We start from the raw sequence: 25,185 nt of genomic DNA on the forward strand, positions 1-25,185 counted from the left end.
ACAGATATATTTGATAAATCCCAATATTTCCGACATAGCAGCGTCTGCATTCTTCACAGCCTTCAAGGAGTTTCAAAAATCTCAGCAAATCAGAGCATTTTTCTCTCACCAGAGACATAAAAGAGCGATAATTTGGTAAATAGACTGCCATTGGGGAGCGCTGGCTTAAGAATTGTGTTTTTGACCTAGATTTCTGACACTATTACTTATTGATAAATGGTTGATAAACTTAACTTTTTAACAATGATTTGATGTAAAAAAGGGTACATACATCCAAAAATGAAATTTGAATGACGATTAGCTGAGAAATTTTTCATAAAGAGTTACGATACAAAGCACAGGCAAAGCGTAGTAAAGTAAAGTAGTAAAACTCAGAGTAGGTTGTAAGCAGCGAAACCTACTGTGGTAAAAACATTGATAACGTCAATCCTCCCAAAGCAAGATTGTCACCATGAGCAACTCAACTCCAATGGATGACGAGAAAAATCTCCCAAAGAAAAAGGGTAGGACACTACCTCCCAAGCTAATCATTTGGCTGGGAAAATTTGTCTGGACGACTATGTGGCAGATAATGATGTCAAAGCTTGCTCCTAGCAATCAGTCGGGAGCATATATTCGTCCTAATAGTCAGTTTCGCAAGTTCATTGGCACAGAACAAGGAAATCCACACCCACCAGCAACAGGACGCTACAAACTCTATGTTGGGCTGGGTTGTCCTTGGGCGCATCGAACCCTGGTTGTGCGATCGCTCAAAAAACTCGAAGCGGTAATATCAGTATGTATCGTCTCTCCTTCTCCCATTGAAGGCGGTTGGATATTTAACGAAGAAGAAGAAGGTTGTCACACACTGGCTGAATTTTATCAGTTGGCAGAACCTGGTTACAGTGGACGCTCTACAGTTCCAATTTTATGGGATAACCAAACAAAAACTATTGTTAATAATGAGAGTTCAGAGATTATCGTCATGCTGAATTCTGAGTTTAACGAATTTGCTAACAATCCCACCCTGAATCTTTACCCAGAAGCACTCAAAGAGAAGATCGACTGGTGGAATGAGAAGATTTATCACGCGGTAAATAACGGTGTGTATCGCTGCGGCTTTGCCCAAAGTCAAGAGGCATACAATCAAGCTTGTAATGAACTGTTCGCAACTCTTGATGAGATTGACATTACATTGCAAACTAGTCGATATCTATGTGGGGACGATCTGACGCTTGCGGATGTCCGTTTATTCACGACGTTATTTCGGTTTGATAGTGCCTACTATGGGTTGTTTAAGTGCAATAGACAGCGAATTCGAGACTATCACAACTTGGGAGCTTACTTACGCGATTTATATCAGCTTCCAGGTGTAGCTGACACCTGCGATGTCGAGAGTGTGAAGCGAGACTACTACGGGAACCTATTCCCACTCAATCCTGGGGGGATCATTCCCGATGGGCCTGATATGTCTTATCTGAATCAACCATCTGGGCGCGATCGCATCAGCACAGTGAATGCTTCATAGGGTACATTGATAACTGATACCTCGATGGCTGCACGTCTGGAGTTGGTGTAATTGTGAACCAGATTAATCGAGTTGCAATTGTCGGTGGAACTCATGGCAATGAGTTTACTGGGGCCTATTTAATCCAAAAATTTGCCCAGTTTCCTGATTTGATTGCTAGACAAAGTTTTGAGACAGTCACTCTGTTAGCAAATCCTAACGCTTTTGCAGCAGGGAGGCGATATGTACAAAAGGATTTAAATCGCTGTTTTCTTCAGCAAGATTTACAAGATCCAACTCTTAACAGTTACGAAGAATTGCAAGCTAAATCAATTCAAAATACCCTAGCATCAAACAGAGATGGACAAGCAGATTTTATCTTAGATTTGCACAGCACTACAGCTAATATGGGTCTGACAATTATTTTGGTAAACAGTCATCCCCTAAACTTGCAATTAGCTGCTTATATCAGCGAGATTAGCCCTTTGGTAAGGATTTATCGCTGCTCTTTTAAATCAATTGGAGAAAATCCATTTGTAAATTCTCTGTGTGAATTAGGCTTTGCGATCGAGGTTGGCCCGATTGCTCAAGGACTCTTAAAAGCAATGCTGTTCCAACAAACAGAGGAACTTGTCTATGCGGTTCTCGATTATCTAGAACAGTTTAACCAGGGGGAAATTTCATCAACGAACAAAACCTTGATTCTCTATGACCATTTATCAGTTGTGGACTATCCAAAACAACAGAATGGTCAAATCTTTGGGATGATTCATCCAGAGCTTCAAGACAAGGATTACCAAGCCTTGAACCCAGGAGATCCAATCTTCTTAACTTTTGACGATAAAACAATTATTTATGAGGGTGCATCTACCGTTTGGCCGATTTTTATTAATGAGGCAGCTTACTACGAAAAAGGAATTGCAATGTGTTTGACTCAGAGACAGCAAATCAATATTTAGGATGTTGAAAATTTTTGTCCGATCGCTTTTTATTGGAACTAATGATATAAATTGAGCATCATAACCTAGAAAATATGCCGATCCTAATTTATAATCCCTGTAGCTGGAGATGTTGAATATCCAGTTGTAGACATTCCCAAGGAATAAAGTAAAGTTGCAGGTTCTTAAATCCGTCTTTCTAAGACTTAGTTAAATTTACGCTTAAAATTGTCCAAATACTTAAATTCATAATGAAAGCGAAGCGACCAGGAAACAAACCAATAGCCAGTCTTTCTTTAGACTTGGATAACGTTTGGTCTTTTCTAAAAAACCAGGGCGCTCCGGGTTGGGAGACTTTCCCCTCTTACTTAGATATTGCAGTCCCTCGTTTCTTAGATATTTTTCAGCAGTGGGATTTGACAATCACAGTTTTCATTGTGGGTCAGGATGCAGCCCTGGAAAAGAACACCAAAGCATTACAAGCGATCGCTTACGCCGGCCACGAAATTGGCAATCACTCATTTTACCACGATCCTTGGCTACATCTGTATTCAGAGGATGAAATTGAACAAGAGGTGGCGTTGGCTGAAGAACATATCAAGCGCGTTACTCATCAACATCCTATCGGCTTCCGGGGACCGGGATACAGTTTTTCTCCTGCGGTATTGAAAGTCTTAGCACGACGGGGATACGAATATGATGCTTCGACTTTCCCCACATTTTTGGGCCCCATAGCAAGAGCATATTATTTAATGACCTGTAAACTGAGCAAGGAAGAACGCAAGAAACGGGAAGCCCTGTTTGGTGGTTTTAAGGATGGTTTGCAGCCTTTAAAACCTTTTCAGTGGAAGATGGGTAAGGATAAACTGACTGAAATTCCCGTTACCACGATGCCAATTTTCAAAGTGCCAATTCACTTTAGTTACATCATGTACCTGAGTACATTTTCTTCGGAAGTGGCCTTACTCTACCTGCGAATTGCCCTTTGGCTGTGTAAACTTACGCGTGTCCAGCCTTCTTTCCTATTCCATCCTACAGATTTTATCAGCCAAGAGGATGTGCCAGAACTATCATTCTTCCCTGGAATGAGTGTCCCCACATACAAAAAGCTGGCAATAGTAAACAAAAGTTTGGAACTTATATCCAGTCAGTTTAATGTTTTAACTGTTGGACAACACGCCAAATCCGTAGTCGGCGCACGTCAACTACCTGTATTAGTGCCTCAAAAGAGGTAAAAAAATATAATCTACGCCTTATGTGAATTAAGCCACAGGATGCTGTTCAAAAGTAAGCACATCAATACCAAAACGCTGACGCAGAAAAATACGCAGAGTATGACTGGTGATTTTAGCGGCAACATGGAGGCAGATACCATCAACTTTCTTTCGCAGCAGACGTTCCAAATTACGTCCGGTATTTTGTACCTCGTGAAATACACCTTCAAAACCTTCGCGGAGGCTGTTTAATAAACCTTCAAAGGCTTTTTGCTGATACCAGTCATCTACTAGCACAAAAATTGTTGTCAACAGGGTCGAACCGTCTACCGTATTCATTGGGAGACCTCAAGCTTTGGTGTCCTTACCTTTATCTTGCGGTTTCCCCTTCTTTTTTACTACCGCAACTCACATAAGCCGTTTTATATAAAAATCAATATGTCGCTTACAATGCAAATGGAATAATTGCTCACAGCGAAAACTTACGCGAGGTTTTAGCATTAGCTAATGCTGCAAAACAGCCTTTTTTAATTTACCTAGTTCCCCGTCGTACTGCTTCTATAGAAATTTTACCGATTCGCTTTCGCACCTTCGCCCGGCATGATTGGCAGTAATTTTAGTCAAACTTTAGTAGGTGGATGCTAGCCAAAAGAAACCCAAATTTGCCTAACCAGGTTCCTAACTCAAACTCAAAAATTTATTCCTCATCTTCAAATAAAGACTCTAAATCTCTATAACTACTTGCAACACGAGTAACAATAATTCTATCCTCGCTGGGATAGTAAAATATAATGTAATCATCCACAACAAATCCGCGCAAATTCGTTACAAGTCTTGTGTAACTTTTCCCCATACTGGGAAAATCTGCTACTAACTTACACTTCTTACGAATATCATCAAAAAGCTTACTAGCTGCTTTTGGGTTACTGCGAGCAATATATTCACAAATTTCATCTAAATCTTGAATTGCTTCATCTGAAAATGAATAACTACTTATTCGTCAGATTCCTCAGCCATTTTCCGAATTTTTTCTTGAAATCTAGTGAAAACAACTTCGCCATCAGTTACTTGCCCCTTAGCGATTTGTTCAGTTCCCACAGCAATTTTTTTGCGTAATTCTTCAATTCGCCGTTCTCTTTCTTGAAGCAACTTTACAGCTTCATTAATCACATCCTCTGCACTAGCAAATCTACCACTTGCAATTTGCGCTTGAATAAATTGCTCTATTTCTGACTTGAGTGTGATATTCATAACTTGTACCTCAGCTAAAAAATGGATGCATTAACTGGAACTGCAAAAAAGTTTGTACCAGCTTGTGATTCAATTGCCTTCTGAAAGCGATAGCTTGCAAGTTTTGCAAGACAAGATGCAACAGTATATCCTGACTTCTTAATGAATCTGACTCACTAGCTTAAAGGTTCAATCAACCCACGTTTGACAGCTTCGCTCAACGCAGTGGCTTTTCTTAAAAGTTCTTCTTGATAAACCTGTATGAGGGTTTGCAACTCTGAACGTTCTTCTTCAGTAAGGGTGGCTGCTTGTTGGCGATCAAGTAGTTCGCTTAACCGAGCATCCTGTTCTGATTCCATTTGCAGTTCGGTCAGCACCAGAACTTGTTCATCAGAAAGGACAGAGACAGGCTCAAGATTGCTAATGTCCCCACTGACGGGCGGAATTGAAAGTTGAATGAATGGTATCTACTAAAATACTGGCAACATCACGATTCGCCAACCGTGCAAAGCGTTCTGCACGTTGGTAAATCTCGTCTGGCAGGGTAATGATAATTTGGGTACTCATAACTCCTGTAAATACTTCTCTCTATTCTCACTTGCAATTAAGCTGTCCTGCATTTAATTTGCACGCTCGACGCGGGCAGGATGCCCGCACTACAATGATTTGAATAAATCACAATGTGCAAATTACAAGATTATCAGCTTAGTAATTATGTGTTTCAGGGTAATAAATGAAGAATGTAATTTAAGACACTATGCGGTGAAGCTTTCTACCTGCGGTTGTTTTAAATTTAAGTCAGATTTGCTAGAGAATGAATTCAAACTTTTAACAAATATATAAATTTTTGGGAATCACAGAAACATTACTTAATTCAAGTATATACTTTATCTTAATTTTATTTTATCAATAAATTTAAATAGTTAATCCTTTTCAGTAAATTAAGTTGATACTATTAAATCAATAAACTATATTTTTTACTTTAAATTAAAATAATTTGATGCTCAGATTATAATCAAAAAAAAATGGTTCCAGAGGATAATTTTGGTAGAGATGGGTCTTTTTACCATATACCTAAAGACCAGTATGAGATTATTCAAAAGATTTTGAATGGTGAAAATGTAGAAGGAATAACAACTCGTACTACTCAAAAATTACAAGAAAAAGTTCAAGAAATAGAGCAAATGTCTGGTCATCCATTTAGCCAAACTGTTAGACCAGGATTATCTAATTATTCAGATGTACAAATAGGTAAAGTCGATGATACGGTAGCTCACCATGAAAAAGAATTAAAGAGAGATAACGCAGAAATTAAAGACAGAATACGTACCGAAGCTCAACCTAATATAGCTGATTTTAGTCGGGTTGCCGTTAAAGGCGCAGTTATAGGAGGTAGCATTAGATTTGCTACTAAAATTTATGGAAAGTATAAGGAAGGAAAAAATGTTTTTAAAGGTGAATTAACACTTGAAGATTGGAAAGAAATTGGTATAGATACAGCTACAGGTGCAACACTTAGTAGTATATCAGCTACGGCAATTTATGGGTTAACTAATTTTGCCCAAATGTCCGCTCCTTTAGCTGGTGCATTTGTCAGTGCTGGTATGGAAGTTGCCAGTTTAGTCAAAAGTTGGAATCGCGGAGAAATTTCTTCAGAATAATTTGTAGAACTGAGTTTATTTGCTTGTGCAGATTCTGCAATAGTGGCGACTGGAGCAGCGATAGGACAAGCATTGATACCTGTTCCTGTTATTGGTGCAGTTATTGGTTCAATTGCTGGTCGTATAGTTTCCGATTTCTGCAAAAATTTATTAGGAGAAAATACAAAACTGTGTAAGCAAGTAGAGCAGCATTATCAAAAGTTACTTGCTCAAATTGATCAGGATTACAAGACTACTGTCGCTAATATTATTGCTACTTATGAAAAATTGGGTAACTTAGCTCAAGCAGCTTTTAACCCTAGTTTAAATGTAGAATTGAGGCTGCAAGCTAGTATTAAACTAGCAGTGGCATATAATGTTCCTGATTGCAATATTATTCACAATGTAGATGAGCTAGACTTATTTATGTTTAGCTGAGTGCGACTGAAGGATAAAATTTTATAAAAATCGGGACTGAGAAATAAATCTCAGTCCCGATAAAAAAGCGGGCTAACCGCTATTTATATGGTTAACCCGTGCAGCTTTGGGAACGCGCAGAGAAATTGTTATTGCAATACCAACTTCACGTTAGCGTTTTGCAGACCGCGCTGTTTTACTTCAGCCAAGGTCTTGTTAACGGCATACTTTTGGTTGATTGAGTTGATCAACTCGGTTTGGTTGTGCTTCTTAGCAACGCCCCACAAGTCAGCGATTAGGTCAAAAGAACCATCGCTGTTGCGAGACCAACCGAGGTCATATTCGCCATCCAACATAGCAACGATGTCAGAACGGACGCGCTGACCGTTATAACCACGGACATCAGCTTCAGTCTTTACGCTGATACCGAGGTCGCGCAAAGAAGCTTTGAGGATTTCGGCATCGGTGATCTTGGTACGCAGGGTGCTAAAGTGAGACATTTGGGTTTCCTCCAATGAGAAGATTGAGAAAAACGACAACGGTTTGTTTTGGGCGAAGCCGCGCTTAGTAGGATGCGGCTTTTTCTTATAACTGCTAGCATTTTCAGCTAGCCTTTCCCCCTGGGATGGCAGAGGAAAGCTTTTAAAACTCCATTCGCTGATATTCAGCTACGGAGGATGCTGCGGGGCGGGCGCGCTGTCTGGCCCAATCTCTCAGAGCCGTTACTTGTTCTTGCATCGTTCGAGACAGCGGCAATGTTGCCTTCAGTGCAGCAATAATATCTAGTTGGGTGAACTCCCGATCTTGGGCAAAAGCTTCATACATTGCCGCAACAATCGCTTGCTCAACTTCTGCCCCAGAAAATCCGTCAGACATCTTGGCTAGTTGCTCAAGATCGAATCGAGAGATGTCTTCACGGCGTTTGGTCAGATGAATATTGAAAATGTGTTGCCGTTCTTCCGGTGTTGGCAGATCGACAAAGAAAATTTCATCAAAGCGTCCTTTCCTTAAGAACTCGCCAGGTAAGCGTTCTACTCGGTTGGCGGTTGCCATCACGAATACTGGTGATTTCTTATCTTGCATCCATGTGAGGAAGGAGCCGAAGATTCTGCTTGAAGTCCCCCCATCAGAATCAGAAGAACCTCCACTACCAGCAAAGGATTTATCCAATTCATCGATAAACAAAATCGCTGGGGAAATAGATTCTGCTGTTTTCAGGGCGTTTCGCAGATTTGCCTCACTTCGTCCCACCATTGAGCCGTCGTAGACTCGCCCCATATCCAACCGCAACAGTGGCAAACCCCACAGTCGGGAAGTAGTTTTGGCTATTAGCGACTTACCACAACCGGGAACTCCGAGAATTAACATCCCCTTTGGTTGAGGCAAACCATACTCTCTCGCTCTTTCTGTAAAGGCGTTAGAGCGTTGCTTGAGCCATCTTTTTAACTCTTCTAAGCCACCTACAGCATCAATAGTTTCATCTTCTTCAATGTATTCTAAGATGCCATTGCGCCGAATTAGTTGCTTTTTCTCAGATAGAACGATATCTACTTCATCTTCCGTCAAACGCCCTGTAGTTACCTGCGCCTTTCGGTAGACTTTCTCAGCTTCGTCTTTAGTTAGACCTAAAGCCGCTCTGAGAAGTTTTTCTCGTGCTTCTGTTGTCAACCGCCGACCACGATTTTGGTCTACGTGCTGAGTTAGTACTTTATTCAACTCTGCCATATCTGGCAGTGTAAAGTCGATAACAACAACTTCTTTTTCCAACTCTATAGGTACTTGTTGCATCGGTGACATCAAAATGATGTTCTTTTGCGTACCTTTAAAGCTAGCGATCGCATCACGTAACGATCTGTTTGTTGCAGGCGCATCAATAAAGGGGTGTAAATCTTTAAGAATAAATATACTGGGTTCTTTCTGCCGGATGATCCACTCAATGGCTGCCTCTGGAGACACAGTATTATGTTGGGTGACATTCCGGGGTTGACCATACTCGACAATCCCGTGTGTTACTGTCCAAATAAATACTCGGCGCTGGGGCTTTAACAACTGGGCGATGGTGGAAACTGCTAGCTCGGCCCGCTCTTCCTCGGAGGTCACAAGGTAGATTAAAGGGTATTGAGCTTGAATTAGGATACTGAGCTCTTCTTTCATACTTCGACCTACTTGAGACCTTATAGAGACAGTAGAGACATTGCTTCTGGTAAAGACAACCAAATCATGAATATCTATTTAGCAAGGAACTAACTCTTCCTCGCCCTTGGGATTGGTTTCATCTTCATCCATCTCATCAATAGAAAGATGCTCTTGACCAACTACTCCTGGTTGATTGCCTAAAGTAACCAGTTCCCCATCACGTAAGACTAGTGAGCTATCACAAGTTGGGCATGAATAAACTCTATGAGTCCGCCCATAAGTAGAATCTTCTAACTCGTCAACTAATTCTTGATTAGACAGGTAAAAACCAAGGGCACGCTCGGCAAGTTCTGACATTGGCTCGGAATCGATTGCTGAACGAATCTTCAGTTTTTTGTGCAACTCTGACGATAAATACAAAGTGACCTTTTGCTTAGTTTGCGTTTGCATATAACTCTTTAACGGTCTTACCCGGGTATGTATATCAAGTTATCGGTTCTTTTCTTGGTTGTCAAGACAGTAAAACGTTTTAACGCTACTTTTGTTACATTTATTTACGAATGAGGCTGAAATGCTATTTAATTGGGCGATAAATCGCTGACTATAAACCTGTCAACTCAAAAACTGAAACTTTTACGGGAAATAGCGATGCTTATTTCAATACCTTTGCCAAAATAAGAGCATAGATAAATTTTGGCAAAACTGGCAAAATCAAGCATACATAAGCATTTCGTCAAAAAGGTATTTTGGAATCTGAAACCCTTATCCTGCTGTCAATACGTTAAAAAAACCTTGTGAGAAACCTGAAAGGAATTTTTAGGGCTGATTGTTTTTGCCAAGCCTCAGATAAAAGGGAGTTAATGGTTAAAGCATCATCATCTCATCCTCGTAAATTGGCGAAGGTATTGTTTCAGTGCAAGGTATTTCTATACAATCAGTGACTTTGGCAAAATGTGTAATGTAAATGGCTACTGCTAATAAAATCTGTAGTTTGGGGCGAAGAATTTATCACTTTGTCGCCAGTGTTAGTGGGGTTATTGCCCTGTTAGTAATTCTATGGGGTTGTACTGCAAATGATTTTAACGCCGGAGCGATCGCTTGGAAAACTTATAGCAACTCCCGTTATGGCTTTGAATTTCCATATCCGAGTAACTGGACTTCTTTAGCAGCCCCAGCAAACGGTGATGGGATTGCGTTTATTTCATCACAGGATAACTCAGTGGAAATTCGAGGGTGGGCAAGTCATGATTTACCAAATTCGATTGTTACAGAGCAAGAGCCGTTAAAAAAGATAAAATCCAACTTTCAAACCGCCCAAGGAGTATCTGGGGTAATGGTTGTAGAGGTTGATAAAGATATAGGTTCAATGACATTGACACTAACTCAGAGTCAAGTGAAATACTGTTGGCAGGGACGAAGTAAGAGCCAAAAATTTCAAGATTATTATCGTTTGTTTTATTACATTGCCCAACAGTATCGGATTCCGAAGTCCTGAGAGATTGAGAGACGTGATGAATCGTACAAGAGAGACGCGATGAATCGCGTCTGTACAAGAATTCCTCTTAATTTTCCCTTATTTATTACTGCTCCCTGCGCCCAAAATCGACATTTCCGCCAGAATGATGATTGAGAGGGGACAAAAACCTGATAGATTTAGCTATCAGCGAGTAAAAACTGGTGAAGATGAAAGTCCTGGTTATTGGCGGTGATGGATATTGCGGTTGGGCAACTGCTCTTTACCTTTCCAATCGAGGTTATGAAGTTGGAATTTTAGATAGTTTGGTGCGGCGGCACTGGGATACTGAACTAGGTGTTGAAACTCTCACTCCGATCGCACTAATTCAACAACGTCTCCAGCGCTGGCAAGATTTGACAGGTAAATCTATCGATTTGTTCATCGGCGATATTACAAATTACGAATTTCTCAGCAAAACATTACATCAATTTCAGCCAAATGCCCTAGTGCATTTTGGCGAACAGCGTTCGGCCCCATTTTCCATGATTGACCGAGAACATGCAGTTCTCACCCAGGTCAATAATGTAGTTGGGACGTTGAACTTGTTGTACGCCATGCGGGAAGATTTCCCGGACTGTCATTTGGTGAAGTTGGGGACGATGGGTGAATATGGTACACCCAACATTGATATCGAAGAAGGGTATATCACGATTGAACACAATGGCCGCAAGGATACCTTACCTTATCCCAAGCAGCCCGGTTCAATGTACCATTTAAGCAAAGTCCATGATAGTCATAACATTCACTTTGCTTGCCGGATTTGGGGATTGCGGGCAACTGATTTAAATCAGGGTGTAGTTTATGGTGTCTTAACCGAAGAAACGGGGATGGACGAACTATTGATTAATCGGCTAGATTACGATGGTGTATTTGGGACTGCACTGAACCGCTTTTGTATTCAAGCAGCGATCGCACACCCCTTAACTGTCTATGGTAAAGGTGGACAGACTCGCGGGTTTTTGGATATTCGGGATACAGTCCGATGTGTGGAATTAGCGATCGCTAATCCTGCCGAAGCTGGCGAATTCCGCGTATTTAACCAATTTACCGAACAATTTAGCGTTGGTGAATTGGCATTAATGGTAAAAAATGCTGGTAACGCTATGGGATTGAAGGTAGAAATCAATCACTTAGATAATCCCAGAGTTGAGAAAGAAGAACATTACTTCAACGCTAAAAACACTAAATTGCTCGATTTAGGTTTACAGCCTCACTTGCTTTCTGATTCTCTACTCGATTCTCTGTTAAACTTCGCCATTAAGTATCAGAAACGAGTCGATCATAAGCAAATTCTGCCGAAAGTGTCTTGGCACAGAAATTAGGATAACCTCTGCGTGCGGCTGATAACAGAACCTTATTTAACTCAAGTTAGTAATTGGCCAAAAAATGGTCGTCATATTTTAGCACAATATGACGACCATTCAATTGTTGTTTATCAGGCATATCGTCCTGCGATTGGTCATTTCGCAGCCACCTACGGTTATTTTGGTGGTGAGTTCAGTTTTGAGCGTATGAGTTGGATCAAACCTAACTTCCTCTGGATGATGTATCGTTCTGGATGGGGTACAGAAAATGGTCAAGAGGTGGTGTTAGCTATTTGGCTTAAGCGTTCGGCAATTGAAGAAATTTTAGCGGCGGCTGTTCATTCCAGCTACGTTCCAGAACTTTATCCTGATAAAAGTGGATGGCAAAGCGCATTGAAGCGATCGCAAGTCCGCCTACAATGGGATCCAGACCATCACCCAACTGGGACAAAATTAGAACGACGCGCTATTCAGTTAGGGTTACGTGGTCAAGTTCTGGCTGCTTACGCCAAAGATTGGATTCTCAACATTGAAGACATCTCCGACTTTGTACAAAAACAGCGCCAAAACATTAAATCTGATTGTGCAGAGTTGATTACACCACAAGAGAAAGTCTATTCTGTGTTTGATAGAGAAACGCAAGCAAAGCTGGGATTATCTGCCTGGACTGAATAGTTTTTTATGAGAATTGCTCTATTTACCGAAACCTTTTTACCCAAGGTTGACGGCATTGTAACGCGGCTGCGCCATACTGTTGACCATTTACAGCGTAGTGGTAATCAAGTATTGGTAATTGCCCCTGATGGAGGCATTACAGAACACAAAGGCGCTAAAGTTTACGGCATTACTGGCTTTCCTTTGCCATTGTATCCAGAATTAACAATGGCACTTCCCCGCCCAGCCATTGGTTATGTTTTAGAAGAGTTTAAGCCAGATGTGATTCATGTCGTGAATCCAGCCATTTTAGGTTTAGCTGGCATATTTTACAGCAAAATCCTCAAAATCCCCTTAGTAGCTTCTTACCATACCCATTTACCCCAATATCTTCAACATTACGGCTTGGGGATGCTGGAAGGGTTTCTTTGGGAACTGCTAAAAGGCGCTCATAATCAAGCAGATTTGAATCTGTGTACCTCCACAGCAATGGTAGAGGAACTGACAGCACATGGGATTGAACGTGTAGATTTATGGCAGCGTGGTGTGGATACGGAATTATTTCACCCAGATTTGGCTAATGTAGAGATGCGATCGCGTTTATCACAAAATCATCCAGAAAGTCCATTGCTACTTTACGTTGGGAGGCTTTCGGCTGAAAAAGAAATTGAGCGTATCAAACCAATTTTAGAAGCAATTCCCGAAGCGCGGTTAGCATTAGTTGGAGATGGGCCACACCGTCAAGCACTGGAAAAACACTTTGCTGGCACAAATACTTATTTTGTTGGATATCTTATGGGGCAAGAATTAGGTTCTGCCTTTGCCAGTGCTGATGCCTTTATCTTCCCTTCCCGTACAGAAACACTAGGCTTAGTCCTACTAGAAGCGATGGCTGCTGGCTGTCCGGTAGTAGCAGCCTGTTCAGGGGGAATTCCTGATATTGTGACAGATGGAGTAAATGGATATCTTTTTGAGCCTACAGCAAATGTTCAAGGAGCCTTAGCTGCTACTATTCGCCTCTTAGAACAAAAAGAACAACGAGACATCATCCGTCAAAATGCTCGCCAGGAAGCAGAAAGTTGGGGTTGGGCAGCTGCCACCAGACAGCTACAAGATTACTACCAAAAGGTCATACTTTCTGAACAATTGACAAAATAAGGGAGTGGGCACTGGGGAGGGGAGATGAGGTAGTAGACAAGGCGGACAAGGCGGATAAAGAAAATAACCATGCCCTATGTTCAAAATCTAAAATCTAAAATTCTGATAACCGAAACAGACTCATGATACAAGCCCATTTATTTATGAGGATTATTAATTTTGAATTTTGTTAGCGCAGCGTTAGCGAGTCTGCGAGCGTCATTTTTAATTCGGAGCGAAGCGACGTGACACTCCCCAACCCTGGTAGCGTCTTGGCTACATTAACTGAACTGACTCAAGTTAATCGTACTCATGCTCTATTGCGTCGTGTTAAAGACTTATCTGTTAATGAATTTGTTTGCTTACTTGACTTCATAACTGCTGAGTTTCAGCAATTTCTTAGAGCTATTGAACTAATCAATAATGAAGCTCTAGAGACTATGTTGGAGAAGGTACTAGAAGCTATTACACTCAAAATTGGTCAAATCCTACAAGCAGAACACACAGCTATTTTTTTAGTTGATTATGACAAAGGTCAACTGTGGTCAAAAGTTCCTCAAGATAATAGCCAAAAGTTCTTAGAAATTCGTACCCCCATTACGGTGGGTATCCCTGGTCATGTTGCTAGTACAGGTGAATATTTAAATATATCAGAAACTCATAGTCATCCCCTATTTAGCCCAGAACTTGAAAAACAAATGGGCTATAAAATTCATAATATTTTATGTATGCCTGTTATCAGCAGCAAAAACCATACTGTAGCGGTAGTACAACTGGCTAATAAAACCGGAAATGTTCCGTTTAATCATGATGATGAAGAACGTTTTCGAGACTTTGCTGCTTCTATAGGTATTATTCTGGAAAGCTGCCAATCTTTTTATGTAGCAGCTCGTAATCAACGAGGTGCTACGGCTTTGTTGCGGGCGACTCAGACATTAGGGCAAAGTCTGGATTTAGAAGCAACTTTGCAGATAGTCATGGAACAAGCTCGAATTTTAATGCAAGCAGACCGCAGTACGCTATTTTTATATCGTAAAGATATGAGCGAACTTTGGACAAAAGTTTCGGCAGCAGCAGATGCTACAAACTTGTTAGAAATCCATATTCCCGCAAACCGTGGCATTGCTGGTTATGTGGCTTCCACTGGCGAAGCCCTAAATATTTCTGATGTCTACAAAGACCCCCGCTTTGACCCAAGTACAGATAGAAAAACTGGTTATGTGACTCGCAATATTTTATGTTTACCAGTATTTAATTCTGCAAATGAATTAATCGGTGTAACGCAATTAATTAATAAGCAACAAAGCAGTTTTACTGCTTCTGATGAAGAGTTTATGCGGGCTTTTAATACCCAGGCAGGAATTGCCTTGGAAAATGCTCGTCTCTTTGAAAATGTGTTGTTAGAGAAACAGTATCAAAAAGACATTTTGCAAAGTCTGTCAGATGCGGTTATTTCTACAGATATGGCAGGTCAGATTGTCACGATTAATGATGCAGCACTGGAGCTATTAGGTTGTCCTATAAAAAACACTAATACCAAAACAAACAAGCTTTTGTGGGAACAAAATTTGATTGGTCGCTTTGTTTGGGAAGTTGTACCGATTGAAAACCTTCAAATGCGACTAGAAGACAGTTTAAAAACTGGAGCTAAACATTATGTGCCAGAGCAAAGTTTGATAGTAGGAGTTTCTCAAGTTAATAATCCTACTCAACACTCGATTTTAGCAGTGCGCGATCGCACTAACCCCGATTTGTTCATTCCCTGGAATCTATCCCTCACTCCCCAATCTGAGTTTCTCACCCCTGATGAAGTGCAAACACTAGAACGCAGTACGAATCTCACTGTCAACCCTCTAACTAACCCAGAAGGCGGTGTCCGGGGTGGTTTGGTGGTATTAGAAGACATCAGTCGGGAAAAACGGATGAAAACTACTATGTCCCGCTACTTAACGCCCCATGTAGCGGAACAAGTTATGGCACTAGGGGAAGATGCTTTAATGGTGGGTGAGCGCAAGGAAGTAACCGTCTTGTTTTCTGATATCCGAGGCTACACAACACTTACAGAAAATCTCGGTGCAGCTGAGGTGGTATCCCTGCTCAATCAGTATTTTGAAACAATGGTGGAGGCTGTTTTTAACTACGAAGGCACCCTCGATAAATTTATTGGTGATGCTTTAATGGCAGTATTTGGTGCGCCGCTACCACTGACAGAAAATCATGCTTGGAGAGCCGTACAGTCAGCGTTAGATATGCGAAAACGCCTAGAGGAATTTAACCAGCGACGAATTATCCAGGCGCAGCCACAAATTCATATTGGCATTGGGATTAGTTCTGGGGAAGTCGTTTCGGGTAATATTGGTTCCCGCAAACGGATGGATTACACCGTCATTGGAGACGGCGTAAATTTAAGTTCGCGCTTAGAGGCGGTAACTAAGGAATATGGTTGTGATATTATCTTAAGCGAATTTACTTATCAGCTTTGCAGCGATCGCATTTGGGTACGCCAGTTAGACAAAATTCGAGTCAAAGGAAAACACCAGGCAGTTAATATCTACCAGTTAATTGGCGATCGCAATACTCCTTTAGAGGCTAACACTCAAGAGTTTTTGTATCACTATGATACTGGACGCGCTGCCTATTTATCGCGCAATTTTTCACAAGCGATCGCTTGTTTTGAAGCCGCCAAATGTATCCAACCCAAAGATCAAGCTGTTGATATTCATTTAGAACGTGCGCGTAATTATTTACAAAACCCGCCCCCAGAGTCCTGGGATGGTATTTGGACAATGCTTACTAAGTAGTTTTTGTCATTGGGCATTGGGCAAAAGAGTTCTGAGTGCTGAGTTAAGAGTTATTCTCCCTCATCTCCCTCATCTCCCTCATCTCCCTTGTCACCCTTGTCACCCTTGTCACCCTTGTCACCCTTGTCACCCTTGTCTCCCTCATCTCCCTTGCGCCTTACCCAATTCCCGCCTCTCCCTGGTCATCTTGAAACGGCTCTTCACCGATTCGTAGCTCTTTTTTTGAGTGTTTCAACTGTTTCCATAGATCCCTTATTTGTTTGTAAGCTTCACCTGGAGGCAGTTTTCCACCTGTTTCTAAGTTACAAATGTAGCTGACGCGTTGGGCAAATTCCTGTAGATTCGCATTAAAAACCAAATTTTCTGGCTTTACCTGACCGTAGTAGCGACCACGAGGGTAGAGAAAATCATCTTTATTCACTATTTTGTTCTCCATTGATTAAATTCACCTTTTATTTGAATGTTTGAAGCTGAATCACTAGCTACCTCGATCTTTACTTTCGTAAGACTGGGGGAAATCAAATCATCCAACTCCTTTTCTAATTGCTGATGCAGGAATTAGTTGATTCAGATTGTGACACTAGGGGGTAAAGCTTAAAATATTTTTGTTGTAAAGGTTACACAAATAAGTTTCTACTAAAGTTACTGGAGAGAATATTTGATTTTCCTCCCAGGTATCAGCTATTTATCTCATCTTAAATTATGAAGTTAAAATTGTAATTAACTTCAGTCTAAACCCTGACCTAATAACAATTAAAATATACACGTGTATTTTATTAAAATAGTTTTAGTGAAAATAATTACAAATATCAAGTCTAAAGTACTTAGATTAAGATACTGGATAGCAAAGTTAATCGTCCTCTGTTAAAAGTTAGATATTTAGCTGTGAATACTTAGCAATTAGCTAATTAGGAAACTGGGTATTGGGCACAAGAAGCAAATGGGCAAAGCACAGAAAGGAGAATTCAAATTACCTCTTTCCCCCTGTTCTCCCTCTGCGCCGACTTTTCTATCGTCCTTGTATCCTCTCAAAAAATCACCAATAGCTAATAGTTCACTAACTAAAGATAAAATGGTGAAGCTCGAAACGACAAAAATCCTCCATCCCCTAGAACTTTACCTGTCACCATGTCTGTTAATTCCAAGTTATACGAAGGCAAAGCAAAAATTCTCTATACAACGGACGAGCCTGAAGTCTTGTTGGCTGATTTTAAGGACGATGCCACAGCGTTTAACGCCCAAAAACGTGGCAGTATCCAAGGAAAAGGTGAGATTAATTGTAGCATTTCTAGCCAGCTTTTTAAACAGTTAGAAGCTTATGGTATAAAGACTCACTTTATCGACAGCCCTAGCCCGAATCAGATGCGGGTGAGGGCAGTAAAGATTTTGCCCTTAGAAGTAGTTATCAGAAATATTGCAGCTGGCAGTTTGTCTCAACAAACAGGGTTGCCAGTGGGTACAATTCTGAAACAGCCTTTGGTTGAATTTTATTACAAAAACGATCGGTTAGGAGATCCTTTGTTGACACGCGATCGCCTTTACCTTCTAAAACTAGCTACTGCGGAACAAGTAGATGCCATTACACATCTAGCATTGGAAATCAATGAATTTCTCAATAAATTTTGGCAACGATGCGGTATTACCCTAGTAGACTTCAAACTAGAGTTTGGTTTGGACTCACAACAGCAGTTGCTCTTGGCAGACGAAATTAGCCCCGACACCTGCCGTTTGTGGGATACCGCAGAAGAAGACTCAAACCGCCGGGTAATGGACAAAGACCGCTTTCGCCGAGACTTAGGAAATGTAGAGGATGCCTACCAGGAGGTTTTACAAAGAGTGCTAAAAGCAGTAGAAGCTACAACTTAAACAGGTAAAAGCCAAAAGATCGGAAGGAATTATATTTTACTTTTGCCTTTTGCCTTTTGCCTTGTAAAGTAAAAAAGCAAAAGAAAAAAATTATATTTTGAATTTTACCTTTGGCATAAGGGCATTATTGCCTTGTGATGGTGTGTGTGTGGTCGTGAAGAGGAATCATAAGTAAAATGCGTTTATCTCCCGTATTGCTGGCAGCAGTAGCAATTACAGTCCCTTTGGGGGGATCGTTGAGTGCAAAAGCAGAAACCGCCAACAGTTCAAAACAGACAACAGAAGTTTTGACACTAGAAACAAATCAGCAGCCAGAAAAAAACACTAGTCAACAAGACTCTAGTAAGAGTCTTGAGCCTCTAACTAATCCCAAAGTAGTTATAGAGCAACAAAAATCCCGCATTGTCGCAGTTTACCCTGCTAATCCAGCAGCGATCGCGAAACCAGGGGTAATAGTGCCAACCTCCACAACGCCAAAAACTGCACAACAAACCCCTCAAATCAATCCTAGCCCTACTCAACAGCCCTCTCCCGCCCCAGACATCCCACCGCCAGAAATTCAACAACCAACGCCTTCCCAAACTCCTGAGACCACTCCATTCCCGGAGAATGTTAACCCACCTACAACGGAGCCTTTATTACCCACAACTCCAGAACCATCTGCCGCCCCAAACATTTCACCTTCAGATAGCCAACAAAGAACACCTACCCCACGCCCAGGCGGGACTACCATTCCGCAGAATGTTAATCCACAGACAACTCCCAGTCCGCAGAATGTTAATCCACAAACAACTCCGGGAAATACTCAACCCAACACAGCCCCGGAAGCCAATGACCCCCGCGTACTGGTGTCAGAAGTGGTAATTAAATCGCAGGCTGGGCAACTATCACCAGAACTGGAAGAACAAGTTTACAGAGTAATTCGTACCCAAGCAGGACGAACGACAACTCGCAGCCAACTGCAAGAAGATATTAACGCCATCTTTGGAACTGGCTTCTTCTCCAACGTCCAAGCATCCCCAGAAGATACCCCCTTGGGAGTGCGAGTGAGCTTTGTTGTACAGCCTAACCCCATCCTGAGCAAGGTAGAAGTGCAAGCTAATCCTGGCACTGGTGTTGCCTCCGTATTACCAGCTAATTCTGTCGATGAAGTATTTCGGGAGCAATATGGCAAAATCCTTAACTTGCGTGACTTGCAAGAAGGTATTAAGCAGCTAAACAAGCGATATCAAGACCAAGGTTACGTGCTAGCCAACGTGATTGGAGCGCCACAAGTCTCTGAAAACGGAGTTGTTACCTTGCAAGTAGCAGAAGGTGTAGTAGAAAACATTAGAGTCCGGTTCCGCAATAAAGATGGTCAGGAGACAGACGAGAAGGGACAGCCAATTCGGGGACGGACACAAGATTACATCATTACGCGAGAACTGGAGTTGAAGCCAGGACAAATATTCAACCGCAACACGGTGCAAAAAGACCTACAGCGCGTGTATGGGCTAGGACTATTTGAAGATGTGAATGTCTCTCTCGACCCTGGTAGTGACCCCAGTAAGGTCGATGTAGTAGTGAATGTAGCTGAACGTAGTAGCGGTTCTATTGCGGCTGGGGCAGGGATTAGTTCTGCTAGCGGACTTTTTGGAACAGTTAGCTATCAACAGCAAAACCTAAACGGCAGAAACCAAAAACTGGGGGCAGAAGTACAGGTCGGAGAACGGGAACTGCTGTTTGATCTGCGGTTTACAGACCCCTGGATTGCAGGAGATCCTTACCGGACTTCCTACACAACCAATATTTTTCGCCGCAGTTCCATTTCGTTGATTTTTGATGGCAAAGATGAAGATATTAGAACATTTGACCCAAATAATCCCACTAATACGGATTCTCAGGATCGCCCCCGCATTCTCCGTGTAGGTGGTGGTGTCACCTTTACCCGTCCCCTGTCTACCAATCCTTACAAAACTTCCGTCTGGACTGCCTCAGCGGGTTTACAGTATCAAAGAGTTTCTGCCCGTGATGCTGACGGCAATCTCAAAACAACAGGAGCGGTATTCAATAATGATGGAGTTCCTGTTGACCAGAATGGAAATCCCACTCCCAATGGTCAACCACTCGAAATTCCACTTACCTTGTCTCCCGGAGGTCAAGACGATTTACTACTGCTGCAACTAGGGGCACAGCGCGATCTCCGTAATAACCCCCTGCAACCCACTAGTGGTTCTTATCTCCGCTTTGGGGTTGACCAGTCGGTTCCCATAGGACTAGGCAATATTTTCCTCACCAGATTCCGGGGTAGCTACAGCCAATATTTACCCATCAAGCTGATTAGCCTCAGCAAAGGAGCGCAAACCTTAGCCTTTAACTTGCAAGCAGGAACCATCCTTGGCGACTTGCCTCCCTACGAAGCTTTTACTCTTGGGGGTAGCAATTCCGTCCGGGGTTATGAAGAAGGAGCATTGGGTAGTGGACGCTCTTACGTGCAAGCATCAGTTGAGTACAGGTTTCCAGTTTTTTCAGTAGTCAGTGGCGCACTATTTTTTGATCTTGGCAGTGACCTGGGAACTAGTACTAGGGCGGCTGAGGTGTTAAACAAAAATGGTAGTGGCTTCGGCTATGGTCTTGGCGTTCGCGTTCAGTCTCCACTAGGGCCAATTCGTATTGACTACGGTATCAACGATGATGGGGATAGTCGGATTAATTTCGGTATTGGGGAAAGGTTTTAACTTGTCATTGGTCATTGGTCATTCGTGAATCACAAAGGACAAATGACAATTATCTTTTTTGGATTAGCTTGCTAATTTTTACATTTACCTCAATACTGTTCCGATAAAGGCATTAATGACATTTTTAGGGGAATATCAGGGATTTTACCAAAACAGACGATGAACAATACTAAACGAAATATATTGATATTGACTTTTCGGCTATGCAACAGCACACTCTAGCAGGTGAAATCACCCAAATAGGGGTGGGATTGCATAGCGGCGTGAATACTCAGGTGCGGATACTACCAGCTGAGGCAGGAAGTGGACGCTACTTTGTGCGGGTGGATTTACCGGATTTGCCGATTATTCCAGCCCAAGTTGCGGCAGTTAATCACACTGTTCTCTCAACTCAGTTAGGCAAGGGTGAGATATATGTTCGCACGGTAGAACATTTGTTGGCAGCGCTTTCGGGTATGGGTGTGGATAACGCCCGAATTGAAATTGACGGGTCAGAAATCCCGCTTCTAGATGGTTCCGCAAGTGTGTGGACAGCCAACATTGCCCAAGTAGGCTTAGTATCACAACCTGGTAAAAACCAAGTTCCCTTGGCTGTTACAGAACCCTTATGGGTCTATCAAGGAGATGCCTTTGTATGCGCCCTCCCAGCACCAGAAACTCGCTTTAGTTACGGTATTGATTTTGACCTACCTGCCATTGGTAATCAATGGTATAGTTGGTCACTAACCAGTGAACCAGAAAAAGCTTCTGCTAGCTTTGCTGCGGAAATTGCTCCTGCCCGTACTTTTGGGTTACTGCATCAAATTGAACACTTACAAAAAACAGGGTTAATTAAAGGTGGTAGTTTGGATAATGCACTCGTTTGCGGGACAGATGGCTGGCTAAATCCACCATTGAGATTTGCAAATGAGCCAGTCCGTCATAAAATCTTGGATTTAGTAGGAGATTTAAGCTTACTAGGAACTTTTCCTATTGCTCATTTCTTAGCGTATAAAGCCAGTCACAATTTACACCTTCAACTGGCTCAGAAAATTTTAGATTTTGGATTTTAGATTTTGGATTTACTCTAAAGCTTAAAATCTAGGATTATTAGGGCTTTCGATATACGCTTACCTGCTCAACTTTCAGAGGAAAAATTAACCACAGGGCCAATGTCAATACTGACTGAAGTGAATACAATCGATCCGACTACATCTACTGAACTACAAACTATAAATGAGACTAAGATCGTTTCTGACATTAAAACAACTTTCACCTCTGAAGAAATTCAGGAATTGCTACCCCACCGCTACCCATTTTTACTTGTAGACAAAATAATTGACTACGTTCCAGGGAAAAAAGCAGTTGGCGTTAAAAATGTCACTATTAATGAACCCCAGTTTCAAGGACATTTCCCAGGTCGTCCACTGATGCCAGGGGTACTAATTGTGGAAGCAATGGCACAAGTTGGAGGCATTGTTCTCACTCAAATGTCTTCGGTAGAAGGCGGGCTATTTGTCTTTGCTGGTATCGATAAAGTTCGCTTTCGCCGCCAAGTTGTACCGGGGGATCAACTAGTAATGACGGTGGAACTGTTATGGGTAAAACAACGTCGTTTCGGTAAGATGCAAGGTCGTGCTGAAGTTGACGGTCAACTTGCTTGTGAAGGGGAATTAATGTTTTCTCTAGTCAACTAAAAGTTTGCTTTCGTGGTGTGGGCATAGCCGTGAAATGCCCTTACTGAATCCTAAAAAAGGATAACAGTTAAAAAAAATCCACAACAGCATCTGATTAATTTCTTGATTTTCTACACCCTCTCTACGAGATGCTACTCGAACACACTTAACTTGCTTTGTCCGACACTTTCGTTTACTGAAATACTTCACGCTCTACCAGTCGCCTTGATGGGAAGGCAGTGCAACTCTCTCAACCAGAGTAATATGCTGCCTCAGAACCCTTACCTGGCGCTGACTTAATTAAGACAGTTCTGGAGATTCACCCTTGAAAACGCTAATTCATCCAACTGCTGTAATTCATCCGAAATCGGAACTCCACCATACAGTGCAAGTCGGTGCTTATGCTGTGATTGGAGCGCATGTAAAAGTGGGCCCTGAAACAATAATCGGCGCTCACGCTGTGTTAGAGGGGCCTTGTGAAATTGGGGCGCAAAATCAGATTTTTACAGGTGCAGCCATCGGTATGGAACCCCAGGATCTCAAGTTTGTGGGAGAACCAACTTGGGTCAAAATTGGTGATAACAACTTAATTCGTGAGTACGTTACCATTAACCGCGCTACCGGTGCTGGTGAAGCAACGGTAATTGGCGATGGTAACTTGCTGATGGCTTATGTCCATGTAGCTCATAATTGCGTAATTGAAGACCAGGTAGTGATTGCCAATTCTGTAGCATTGGCAGGTCATGTGCATATAGAGTCACGCGCTAGGCTAAGTGGGGTTTTAGGTGTCCACCAATTTGTGCATATTGGTAGACAGGCAATGGTGGGAGGTATGGCACGGATTGACCGGGATGTGGCCCCATATATGCTAGTGGAGGGAAATCCAGCGCGAGTGCGAACCCTCAACCTTGTTGGACTTAAACGGTCTGGTATGGATTCAGCAGATTTGCTTGTGCTGAAAAAAGCCTTCCGCATTCTCTACCGTTCTGATTTGTCCTTTAAGGATGCCTTGGAACAACTGGAACTGTTAGGGGATAGCGAACAATTGCAGCATCTGCGCCGTTTCTTGCTACTTTCTCAGATGCCAGGGAGGCGTGGCTTGATTCCTGGTAAGGGGAAAAAAGGCGTGAGTGATGAATCGTGAATTAAGGAGTTAGGAGTTATGAATTATGAATTATGAGTTAGGAGTTATGAATTAAATTTTTAACTCCTCACTCCTAACTATTCATTCCTAACTCCTCACTTCTAAGTTTTTACTAATTACCAATTATCAAATGCGGATTTTTATCAGCACTGGCGAAGTATCTGGCGATTTACAAGGGTCGCTGCTAATTACAGCGCTGAAGCGTCAAGCTGTGGCGATTGGGTTGGAATTAGAGATTGTGGCGCTGGGTGGCGAAAAAATGGTGGAGGTTGGGGCAATTCTGCTGGGCAATACCAGTAGTATTGGCTCAGTGGGTATTCAAGAAGGGCTGCCTTATATTTTACCTACTCTCCAGGTGCAACGACGGGCGATCGCTTCCCTAAAGCAAAATCCACCTGACTTGGTGGTGTTGATCGATTATATGACTCCCAATCTGGAAATTGGGACTTATATGAAACGGCATCTGCCAGATGTGCCTGTGGTGTATTACATTGCTCCTCAAGAGTGGGCTTGGTCATTAAGTTTGCGTAGAACTAACCGGATTGTTGGCTTTACAGATAAGCTGTTGGCAATTTTCCCACAAGAAGCCCTTTACTTTCGTGAGAAAGGGGCAAAAGTTACTTGGGTAGGGCATCCTTTGATTGACAGAATGCAAGACGCTCCCAGTCGCCAAGCAGCGCGTGCAACACTAGGGATTGCGCCAGAAGAAATTGCGATCGCACTTCTCCCCGCTTCTCGCCACCAAGAACTAAAATATCTTTTACCAATTATTTTTGAAGCTGCCCAAACTCTTCAAGCTAAATTACCAGAAGTTCATTTCTGGATTCCCTTATCTTTGGAAGTCTATAGACAGCCAATTGAAGAGGCTATTGAGCGTTACGGTTTGCGGGCGACAGTTTTATTAGGTCAACAAAAGGAAGTTTTTGCTGCGGCTGATTTAGCCATTAGTAAATCTGGTACCGTCAACCTAGAACTGGCCCTGTTAAATGTGCCGCAAGTTGTAGTTTATCGCCTAAGTCCCCTGACTGCTTGGATAGCTCGTAAAATACTCAAAGGTTCTATAGCCTTTGCATCGCCACCTAATTTAGTAGTGATGAAGCCAATTGTGCCAGAATTTTTACAAGAACAAGCTACAGCAGAGAATATTATCCAAGCCGCAATGGAACTGCTACTCAATCCCAGTCGCAGACAGCAAACTTTAGCTGATTATGAAGAAATGCGGCGGAGTTTGGGAGAAGTTGGCGTGTGCGATCGCGCTGCTCAAGAAATTTTGCAAATGCTACCGGGACTGGGGACTGGGGACTAGGGACTAGGGACTGGGAAAATTTTG

At 42.2% G+C, this 25,185-nt stretch carries 24 protein-coding genes and 2 pseudogenes; 17 read left to right on the forward strand and 9 right to left on the reverse strand.

What is annotated here, in order from left to right; genetic code table 11:
• Nucleotides 1–451: 451 nt before the first annotated feature.
• The 3 genes from CDG79_RS00975 to CDG79_RS00985 all read left to right on the forward strand — a co-directional run bounded on the left by CDG79_RS00975 (nucleotide 452) and on the right by CDG79_RS00985 (nucleotide 3,659).
• The gene (locus tag CDG79_RS00975; RefSeq protein ID WP_094339745.1) at nucleotides 452–1,507 is read left to right on the forward strand and encodes a glutathione S-transferase family protein; all 1,056 of its coding nucleotides are present in this window, start codon (nucleotides 452–454) and stop codon (nucleotides 1,505–1,507) included.
• Nucleotides 1,508–1,560: 53 nt separating this feature from the next.
• Nucleotides 1,561–2,445, forward strand: coding sequence for an aspartoacylase (locus CDG79_RS00980; RefSeq protein ID WP_094339746.1), 885 nt, complete (start codon nucleotides 1,561–1,563; stop codon nucleotides 2,443–2,445).
• A 230-nt stretch (nucleotides 2,446–2,675) separates the two neighbouring features.
• Nucleotides 2,676–3,659: a polysaccharide deacetylase family protein gene (locus CDG79_RS00985; RefSeq protein ID WP_094339747.1), complete on the forward strand. Its 984-nt coding sequence runs from the start codon at nucleotides 2,676–2,678 to the stop codon at nucleotides 3,657–3,659.
• 27 nt (nucleotides 3,660–3,686) lie between these two features.
• On the opposite strand, the pseudogene CDG79_RS00990 reads toward CDG79_RS00985, so the two are convergent.
• Nucleotides 3,687–3,914 (reverse strand): annotated as a pseudogene (locus CDG79_RS00990) (IS982 family transposase); the annotation flags it as partial.
• 161 nt (nucleotides 3,915–4,075) lie between these two features.
• On the opposite strand from CDG79_RS00990, the pseudogene CDG79_RS43305 reads away from it, so the two are divergent.
• Nucleotides 4,076–4,252: pseudogene (locus tag CDG79_RS43305) on the forward strand (DUF5678 domain-containing protein); the annotation flags it as partial.
• 83 nt (nucleotides 4,253–4,335) lie between these two features.
• Here the strand turns inward: CDG79_RS43305 and CDG79_RS45335 are convergent.
• The 4 genes from CDG79_RS45335 to CDG79_RS43315 all read right to left on the reverse strand — a co-directional run bounded on the left by CDG79_RS45335 (nucleotide 4,336) and on the right by CDG79_RS43315 (nucleotide 5,435).
• Nucleotides 4,336–4,635, reverse strand: coding sequence for a type II toxin-antitoxin system RelE/ParE family toxin (locus tag CDG79_RS45335; protein WP_094339749.1), 300 nt, complete (start codon nucleotides 4,633–4,635; stop codon nucleotides 4,336–4,338).
• Complete coding sequence (locus CDG79_RS01005) at nucleotides 4,632–4,889, reverse strand: type II toxin-antitoxin system ParD family antitoxin (protein ID WP_094339750.1); 258 nt, start codon at nucleotides 4,887–4,889, stop codon at nucleotides 4,632–4,634. The genes CDG79_RS45335 and CDG79_RS01005 overlap by 4 nt, the downstream gene beginning before the upstream one ends.
• A gap of 155 nt (nucleotides 4,890–5,044) precedes the next feature.
• The gene (locus CDG79_RS43310; RefSeq protein WP_223277964.1) at nucleotides 5,045–5,227 is read right to left on the reverse strand and encodes a hypothetical protein; all 183 of its coding nucleotides are present in this window, start codon (nucleotides 5,225–5,227) and stop codon (nucleotides 5,045–5,047) included.
• Nucleotides 5,228–5,288: 61 nt separating this feature from the next.
• Entirely contained in the window at nucleotides 5,289–5,435 is a 147-nt protein-coding gene (locus CDG79_RS43315; RefSeq protein WP_223277965.1) for a hypothetical protein, read from the reverse strand.
• Nucleotides 5,436–5,893: 458 nt separating this feature from the next.
• Between CDG79_RS43315 and CDG79_RS01015 the strand changes: the two genes are divergently transcribed.
• On the forward strand, nucleotides 5,894–6,529 hold the full coding sequence (locus tag CDG79_RS01015) for a hypothetical protein (protein WP_094339751.1): 636 nt from the start codon (nucleotides 5,894–5,896) through the stop codon (nucleotides 6,527–6,529).
• A 42-nt stretch (nucleotides 6,530–6,571) separates the two neighbouring features.
• Nucleotides 6,572–6,946 (forward strand): hypothetical protein, encoded by a 375-nt coding sequence (locus tag CDG79_RS01020; RefSeq protein ID WP_094339752.1) that lies wholly within the window; start codon nucleotides 6,572–6,574, stop codon nucleotides 6,944–6,946.
• Between the two features lie 128 nt (nucleotides 6,947–7,074).
• Here CDG79_RS01020 and CDG79_RS01025 read toward each other — a convergent pair whose 3' ends face one another.
• From CDG79_RS01025 to CDG79_RS01035, 3 genes are all read right to left on the reverse strand, one after another.
• Complete coding sequence (locus tag CDG79_RS01025; RefSeq protein ID WP_012407317.1) at nucleotides 7,075–7,425, reverse strand: DUF1257 domain-containing protein; 351 nt, start codon at nucleotides 7,423–7,425, stop codon at nucleotides 7,075–7,077.
• Nucleotides 7,426–7,567: 142 nt separating this feature from the next.
• On the reverse strand, nucleotides 7,568–9,079 hold the full coding sequence (gene ycf46 / locus CDG79_RS01030; RefSeq protein ID WP_094339753.1) for a stress-responsive protein Ycf46: 1,512 nt from the start codon (nucleotides 9,077–9,079) through the stop codon (nucleotides 7,568–7,570).
• Between the two features lie 78 nt (nucleotides 9,080–9,157).
• Nucleotides 9,158–9,511: a hypothetical protein gene (locus tag CDG79_RS01035; protein WP_094339754.1), complete on the reverse strand. Its 354-nt coding sequence runs from the start codon at nucleotides 9,509–9,511 to the stop codon at nucleotides 9,158–9,160.
• Nucleotides 9,512–10,025: 514 nt separating this feature from the next.
• Here CDG79_RS01035 and CDG79_RS01040 point away from each other — a divergent pair.
• The 5 genes from CDG79_RS01040 (at nucleotide 10,026) to CDG79_RS01060 (ending at nucleotide 16,473) form a co-directional block, all read left to right on the forward strand.
• Nucleotides 10,026–10,556: a hypothetical protein gene (locus CDG79_RS01040; RefSeq protein WP_094339755.1), complete on the forward strand. Its 531-nt coding sequence runs from the start codon at nucleotides 10,026–10,028 to the stop codon at nucleotides 10,554–10,556.
• A gap of 188 nt (nucleotides 10,557–10,744) precedes the next feature.
• Nucleotides 10,745–11,899: an NAD-dependent epimerase/dehydratase family protein gene (locus tag CDG79_RS01045; RefSeq protein ID WP_094339756.1), complete on the forward strand. Its 1,155-nt coding sequence runs from the start codon at nucleotides 10,745–10,747 to the stop codon at nucleotides 11,897–11,899.
• 12 nt (nucleotides 11,900–11,911) lie between these two features.
• Entirely contained in the window at nucleotides 11,912–12,556 is a 645-nt protein-coding gene (locus CDG79_RS01050) for a DUF4291 domain-containing protein (protein ID WP_094339757.1), read from the forward strand.
• 6 nt (nucleotides 12,557–12,562) lie between these two features.
• Nucleotides 12,563–13,693 (forward strand): glycosyltransferase family 4 protein, encoded by a 1,131-nt coding sequence (locus CDG79_RS01055; protein WP_094339758.1) that lies wholly within the window; start codon nucleotides 12,563–12,565, stop codon nucleotides 13,691–13,693.
• A 224-nt stretch (nucleotides 13,694–13,917) separates the two neighbouring features.
• Nucleotides 13,918–16,473, forward strand: coding sequence for a GAF domain-containing protein (locus tag CDG79_RS01060; protein ID WP_094339759.1), 2,556 nt, complete (start codon nucleotides 13,918–13,920; stop codon nucleotides 16,471–16,473).
• A 157-nt stretch (nucleotides 16,474–16,630) separates the two neighbouring features.
• On the opposite strand, the gene CDG79_RS01065 is transcribed toward CDG79_RS01060, so the two are convergent.
• On the reverse strand, nucleotides 16,631–16,909 hold the full coding sequence (locus CDG79_RS01065) for a DUF7219 family protein (protein ID WP_094339760.1): 279 nt from the start codon (nucleotides 16,907–16,909) through the stop codon (nucleotides 16,631–16,633).
• Between the two features lie 692 nt (nucleotides 16,910–17,601).
• Between CDG79_RS01065 and purC the strand changes: the two genes are divergently transcribed.
• From purC to lpxB, 6 genes are all read left to right on the forward strand, one after another.
• Complete coding sequence (purC, locus tag CDG79_RS01070; RefSeq protein ID WP_094339762.1) at nucleotides 17,602–18,339, forward strand: phosphoribosylaminoimidazolesuccinocarboxamide synthase; 738 nt, start codon at nucleotides 17,602–17,604, stop codon at nucleotides 18,337–18,339.
• 176 nt (nucleotides 18,340–18,515) lie between these two features.
• Nucleotides 18,516–21,056: a BamA/TamA family outer membrane protein gene (locus tag CDG79_RS01075; protein ID WP_094339765.1), complete on the forward strand. Its 2,541-nt coding sequence runs from the start codon at nucleotides 18,516–18,518 to the stop codon at nucleotides 21,054–21,056.
• 203 nt (nucleotides 21,057–21,259) lie between these two features.
• Nucleotides 21,260–22,108, forward strand: coding sequence for a UDP-3-O-acyl-N-acetylglucosamine deacetylase (lpxC, locus tag CDG79_RS01080; RefSeq protein ID WP_094339767.1), 849 nt, complete (start codon nucleotides 21,260–21,262; stop codon nucleotides 22,106–22,108).
• 99 nt (nucleotides 22,109–22,207) lie between these two features.
• Entirely contained in the window at nucleotides 22,208–22,732 is a 525-nt protein-coding gene (gene fabZ / locus CDG79_RS01085) for a 3-hydroxyacyl-ACP dehydratase FabZ (RefSeq protein ID WP_094331408.1), read from the forward strand.
• A gap of 304 nt (nucleotides 22,733–23,036) precedes the next feature.
• Nucleotides 23,037–23,855 carry an acyl-ACP--UDP-N-acetylglucosamine O-acyltransferase gene (gene lpxA / locus CDG79_RS01090; protein WP_094331409.1) on the forward strand — a complete coding sequence of 273 codons (819 nt, stop codon included), beginning with the start codon at nucleotides 23,037–23,039 and terminating at the stop codon, nucleotides 23,853–23,855.
• A 130-nt stretch (nucleotides 23,856–23,985) separates the two neighbouring features.
• Nucleotides 23,986–25,161, forward strand: a complete 1,176-nt coding sequence (lpxB, locus tag CDG79_RS01095; RefSeq protein ID WP_094339769.1) for a lipid-A-disaccharide synthase — start codon at nucleotides 23,986–23,988, stop codon at nucleotides 25,159–25,161.
• The last annotated feature ends 24 nt before the right edge of the window (nucleotides 25,162–25,185 follow it).

Source organism: Nostoc sp. 'Peltigera membranacea cyanobiont' 232 (genome assembly GCF_002245985.1).
In the GTDB taxonomy this organism is placed as follows: Bacteria; Cyanobacteriota; Cyanobacteriia; order Cyanobacteriales; family Nostocaceae; genus Nostoc.

Excerpts from the sequence above, each read along its gene's own strand:
- CDG79_RS00975 (WP_094339745.1), top strand. The coding sequence starts at position 452 with ATGAGCAACTCAACTCCAATGGATGACGAGAAAAATCTCCCAAAGAAA.
- CDG79_RS00985 (WP_094339747.1), top strand. The coding sequence starts at position 2,676 with ATGAAAGCGAAGCGACCAGGAAACAAACCAATAGCCAGTCTTTCTTTA.
- CDG79_RS01005 (WP_094339750.1), bottom strand. The coding sequence starts at position 4,889 with ATGAATATCACACTCAAGTCAGAAATAGAGCAATTTATTCAAGCGCAA.
- CDG79_RS43310 (WP_223277964.1), bottom strand. The coding sequence starts at position 5,227 with ATGGAATCAGAACAGGATGCTCGGTTAAGCGAACTACTTGATCGCCAA.
- CDG79_RS43315 (WP_223277965.1), bottom strand. The coding sequence starts at position 5,435 with ATGAGTACCCAAATTATCATTACCCTGCCAGACGAGATTTACCAACGT.
- CDG79_RS01015 (WP_094339751.1), top strand. The coding sequence starts at position 5,894 with ATGGTTCCAGAGGATAATTTTGGTAGAGATGGGTCTTTTTACCATATA.
- CDG79_RS01025 (WP_012407317.1), bottom strand. The coding sequence starts at position 7,425 with ATGTCTCACTTTAGCACCCTGCGTACCAAGATCACCGATGCCGAAATC.
- ycf46 (WP_094339753.1), bottom strand. The coding sequence starts at position 9,079 with ATGAAAGAAGAGCTCAGTATCCTAATTCAAGCTCAATACCCTTTAATC.
- CDG79_RS01035 (WP_094339754.1), bottom strand. The coding sequence starts at position 9,511 with ATGCAAACGCAAACTAAGCAAAAGGTCACTTTGTATTTATCGTCAGAG.
- CDG79_RS01040 (WP_094339755.1), top strand. The coding sequence starts at position 10,026 with ATGGCTACTGCTAATAAAATCTGTAGTTTGGGGCGAAGAATTTATCAC.
- CDG79_RS01045 (WP_094339756.1), top strand. The coding sequence starts at position 10,745 with ATGAAAGTCCTGGTTATTGGCGGTGATGGATATTGCGGTTGGGCAACT.
- CDG79_RS01055 (WP_094339758.1), top strand. The coding sequence starts at position 12,563 with ATGAGAATTGCTCTATTTACCGAAACCTTTTTACCCAAGGTTGACGGC.
- CDG79_RS01065 (WP_094339760.1), bottom strand. The coding sequence starts at position 16,909 with ATGGAGAACAAAATAGTGAATAAAGATGATTTTCTCTACCCTCGTGGT.
- purC (WP_094339762.1), top strand. The coding sequence starts at position 17,602 with ATGTCTGTTAATTCCAAGTTATACGAAGGCAAAGCAAAAATTCTCTAT.
- CDG79_RS01075 (WP_094339765.1), top strand. The coding sequence starts at position 18,516 with ATGCGTTTATCTCCCGTATTGCTGGCAGCAGTAGCAATTACAGTCCCT.
- lpxC (WP_094339767.1), top strand. The coding sequence starts at position 21,260 with ATGCAACAGCACACTCTAGCAGGTGAAATCACCCAAATAGGGGTGGGA.
- fabZ (WP_094331408.1), top strand. The coding sequence starts at position 22,208 with ATGTCAATACTGACTGAAGTGAATACAATCGATCCGACTACATCTACT.
- lpxB (WP_094339769.1), top strand. The coding sequence starts at position 23,986 with ATGCGGATTTTTATCAGCACTGGCGAAGTATCTGGCGATTTACAAGGG.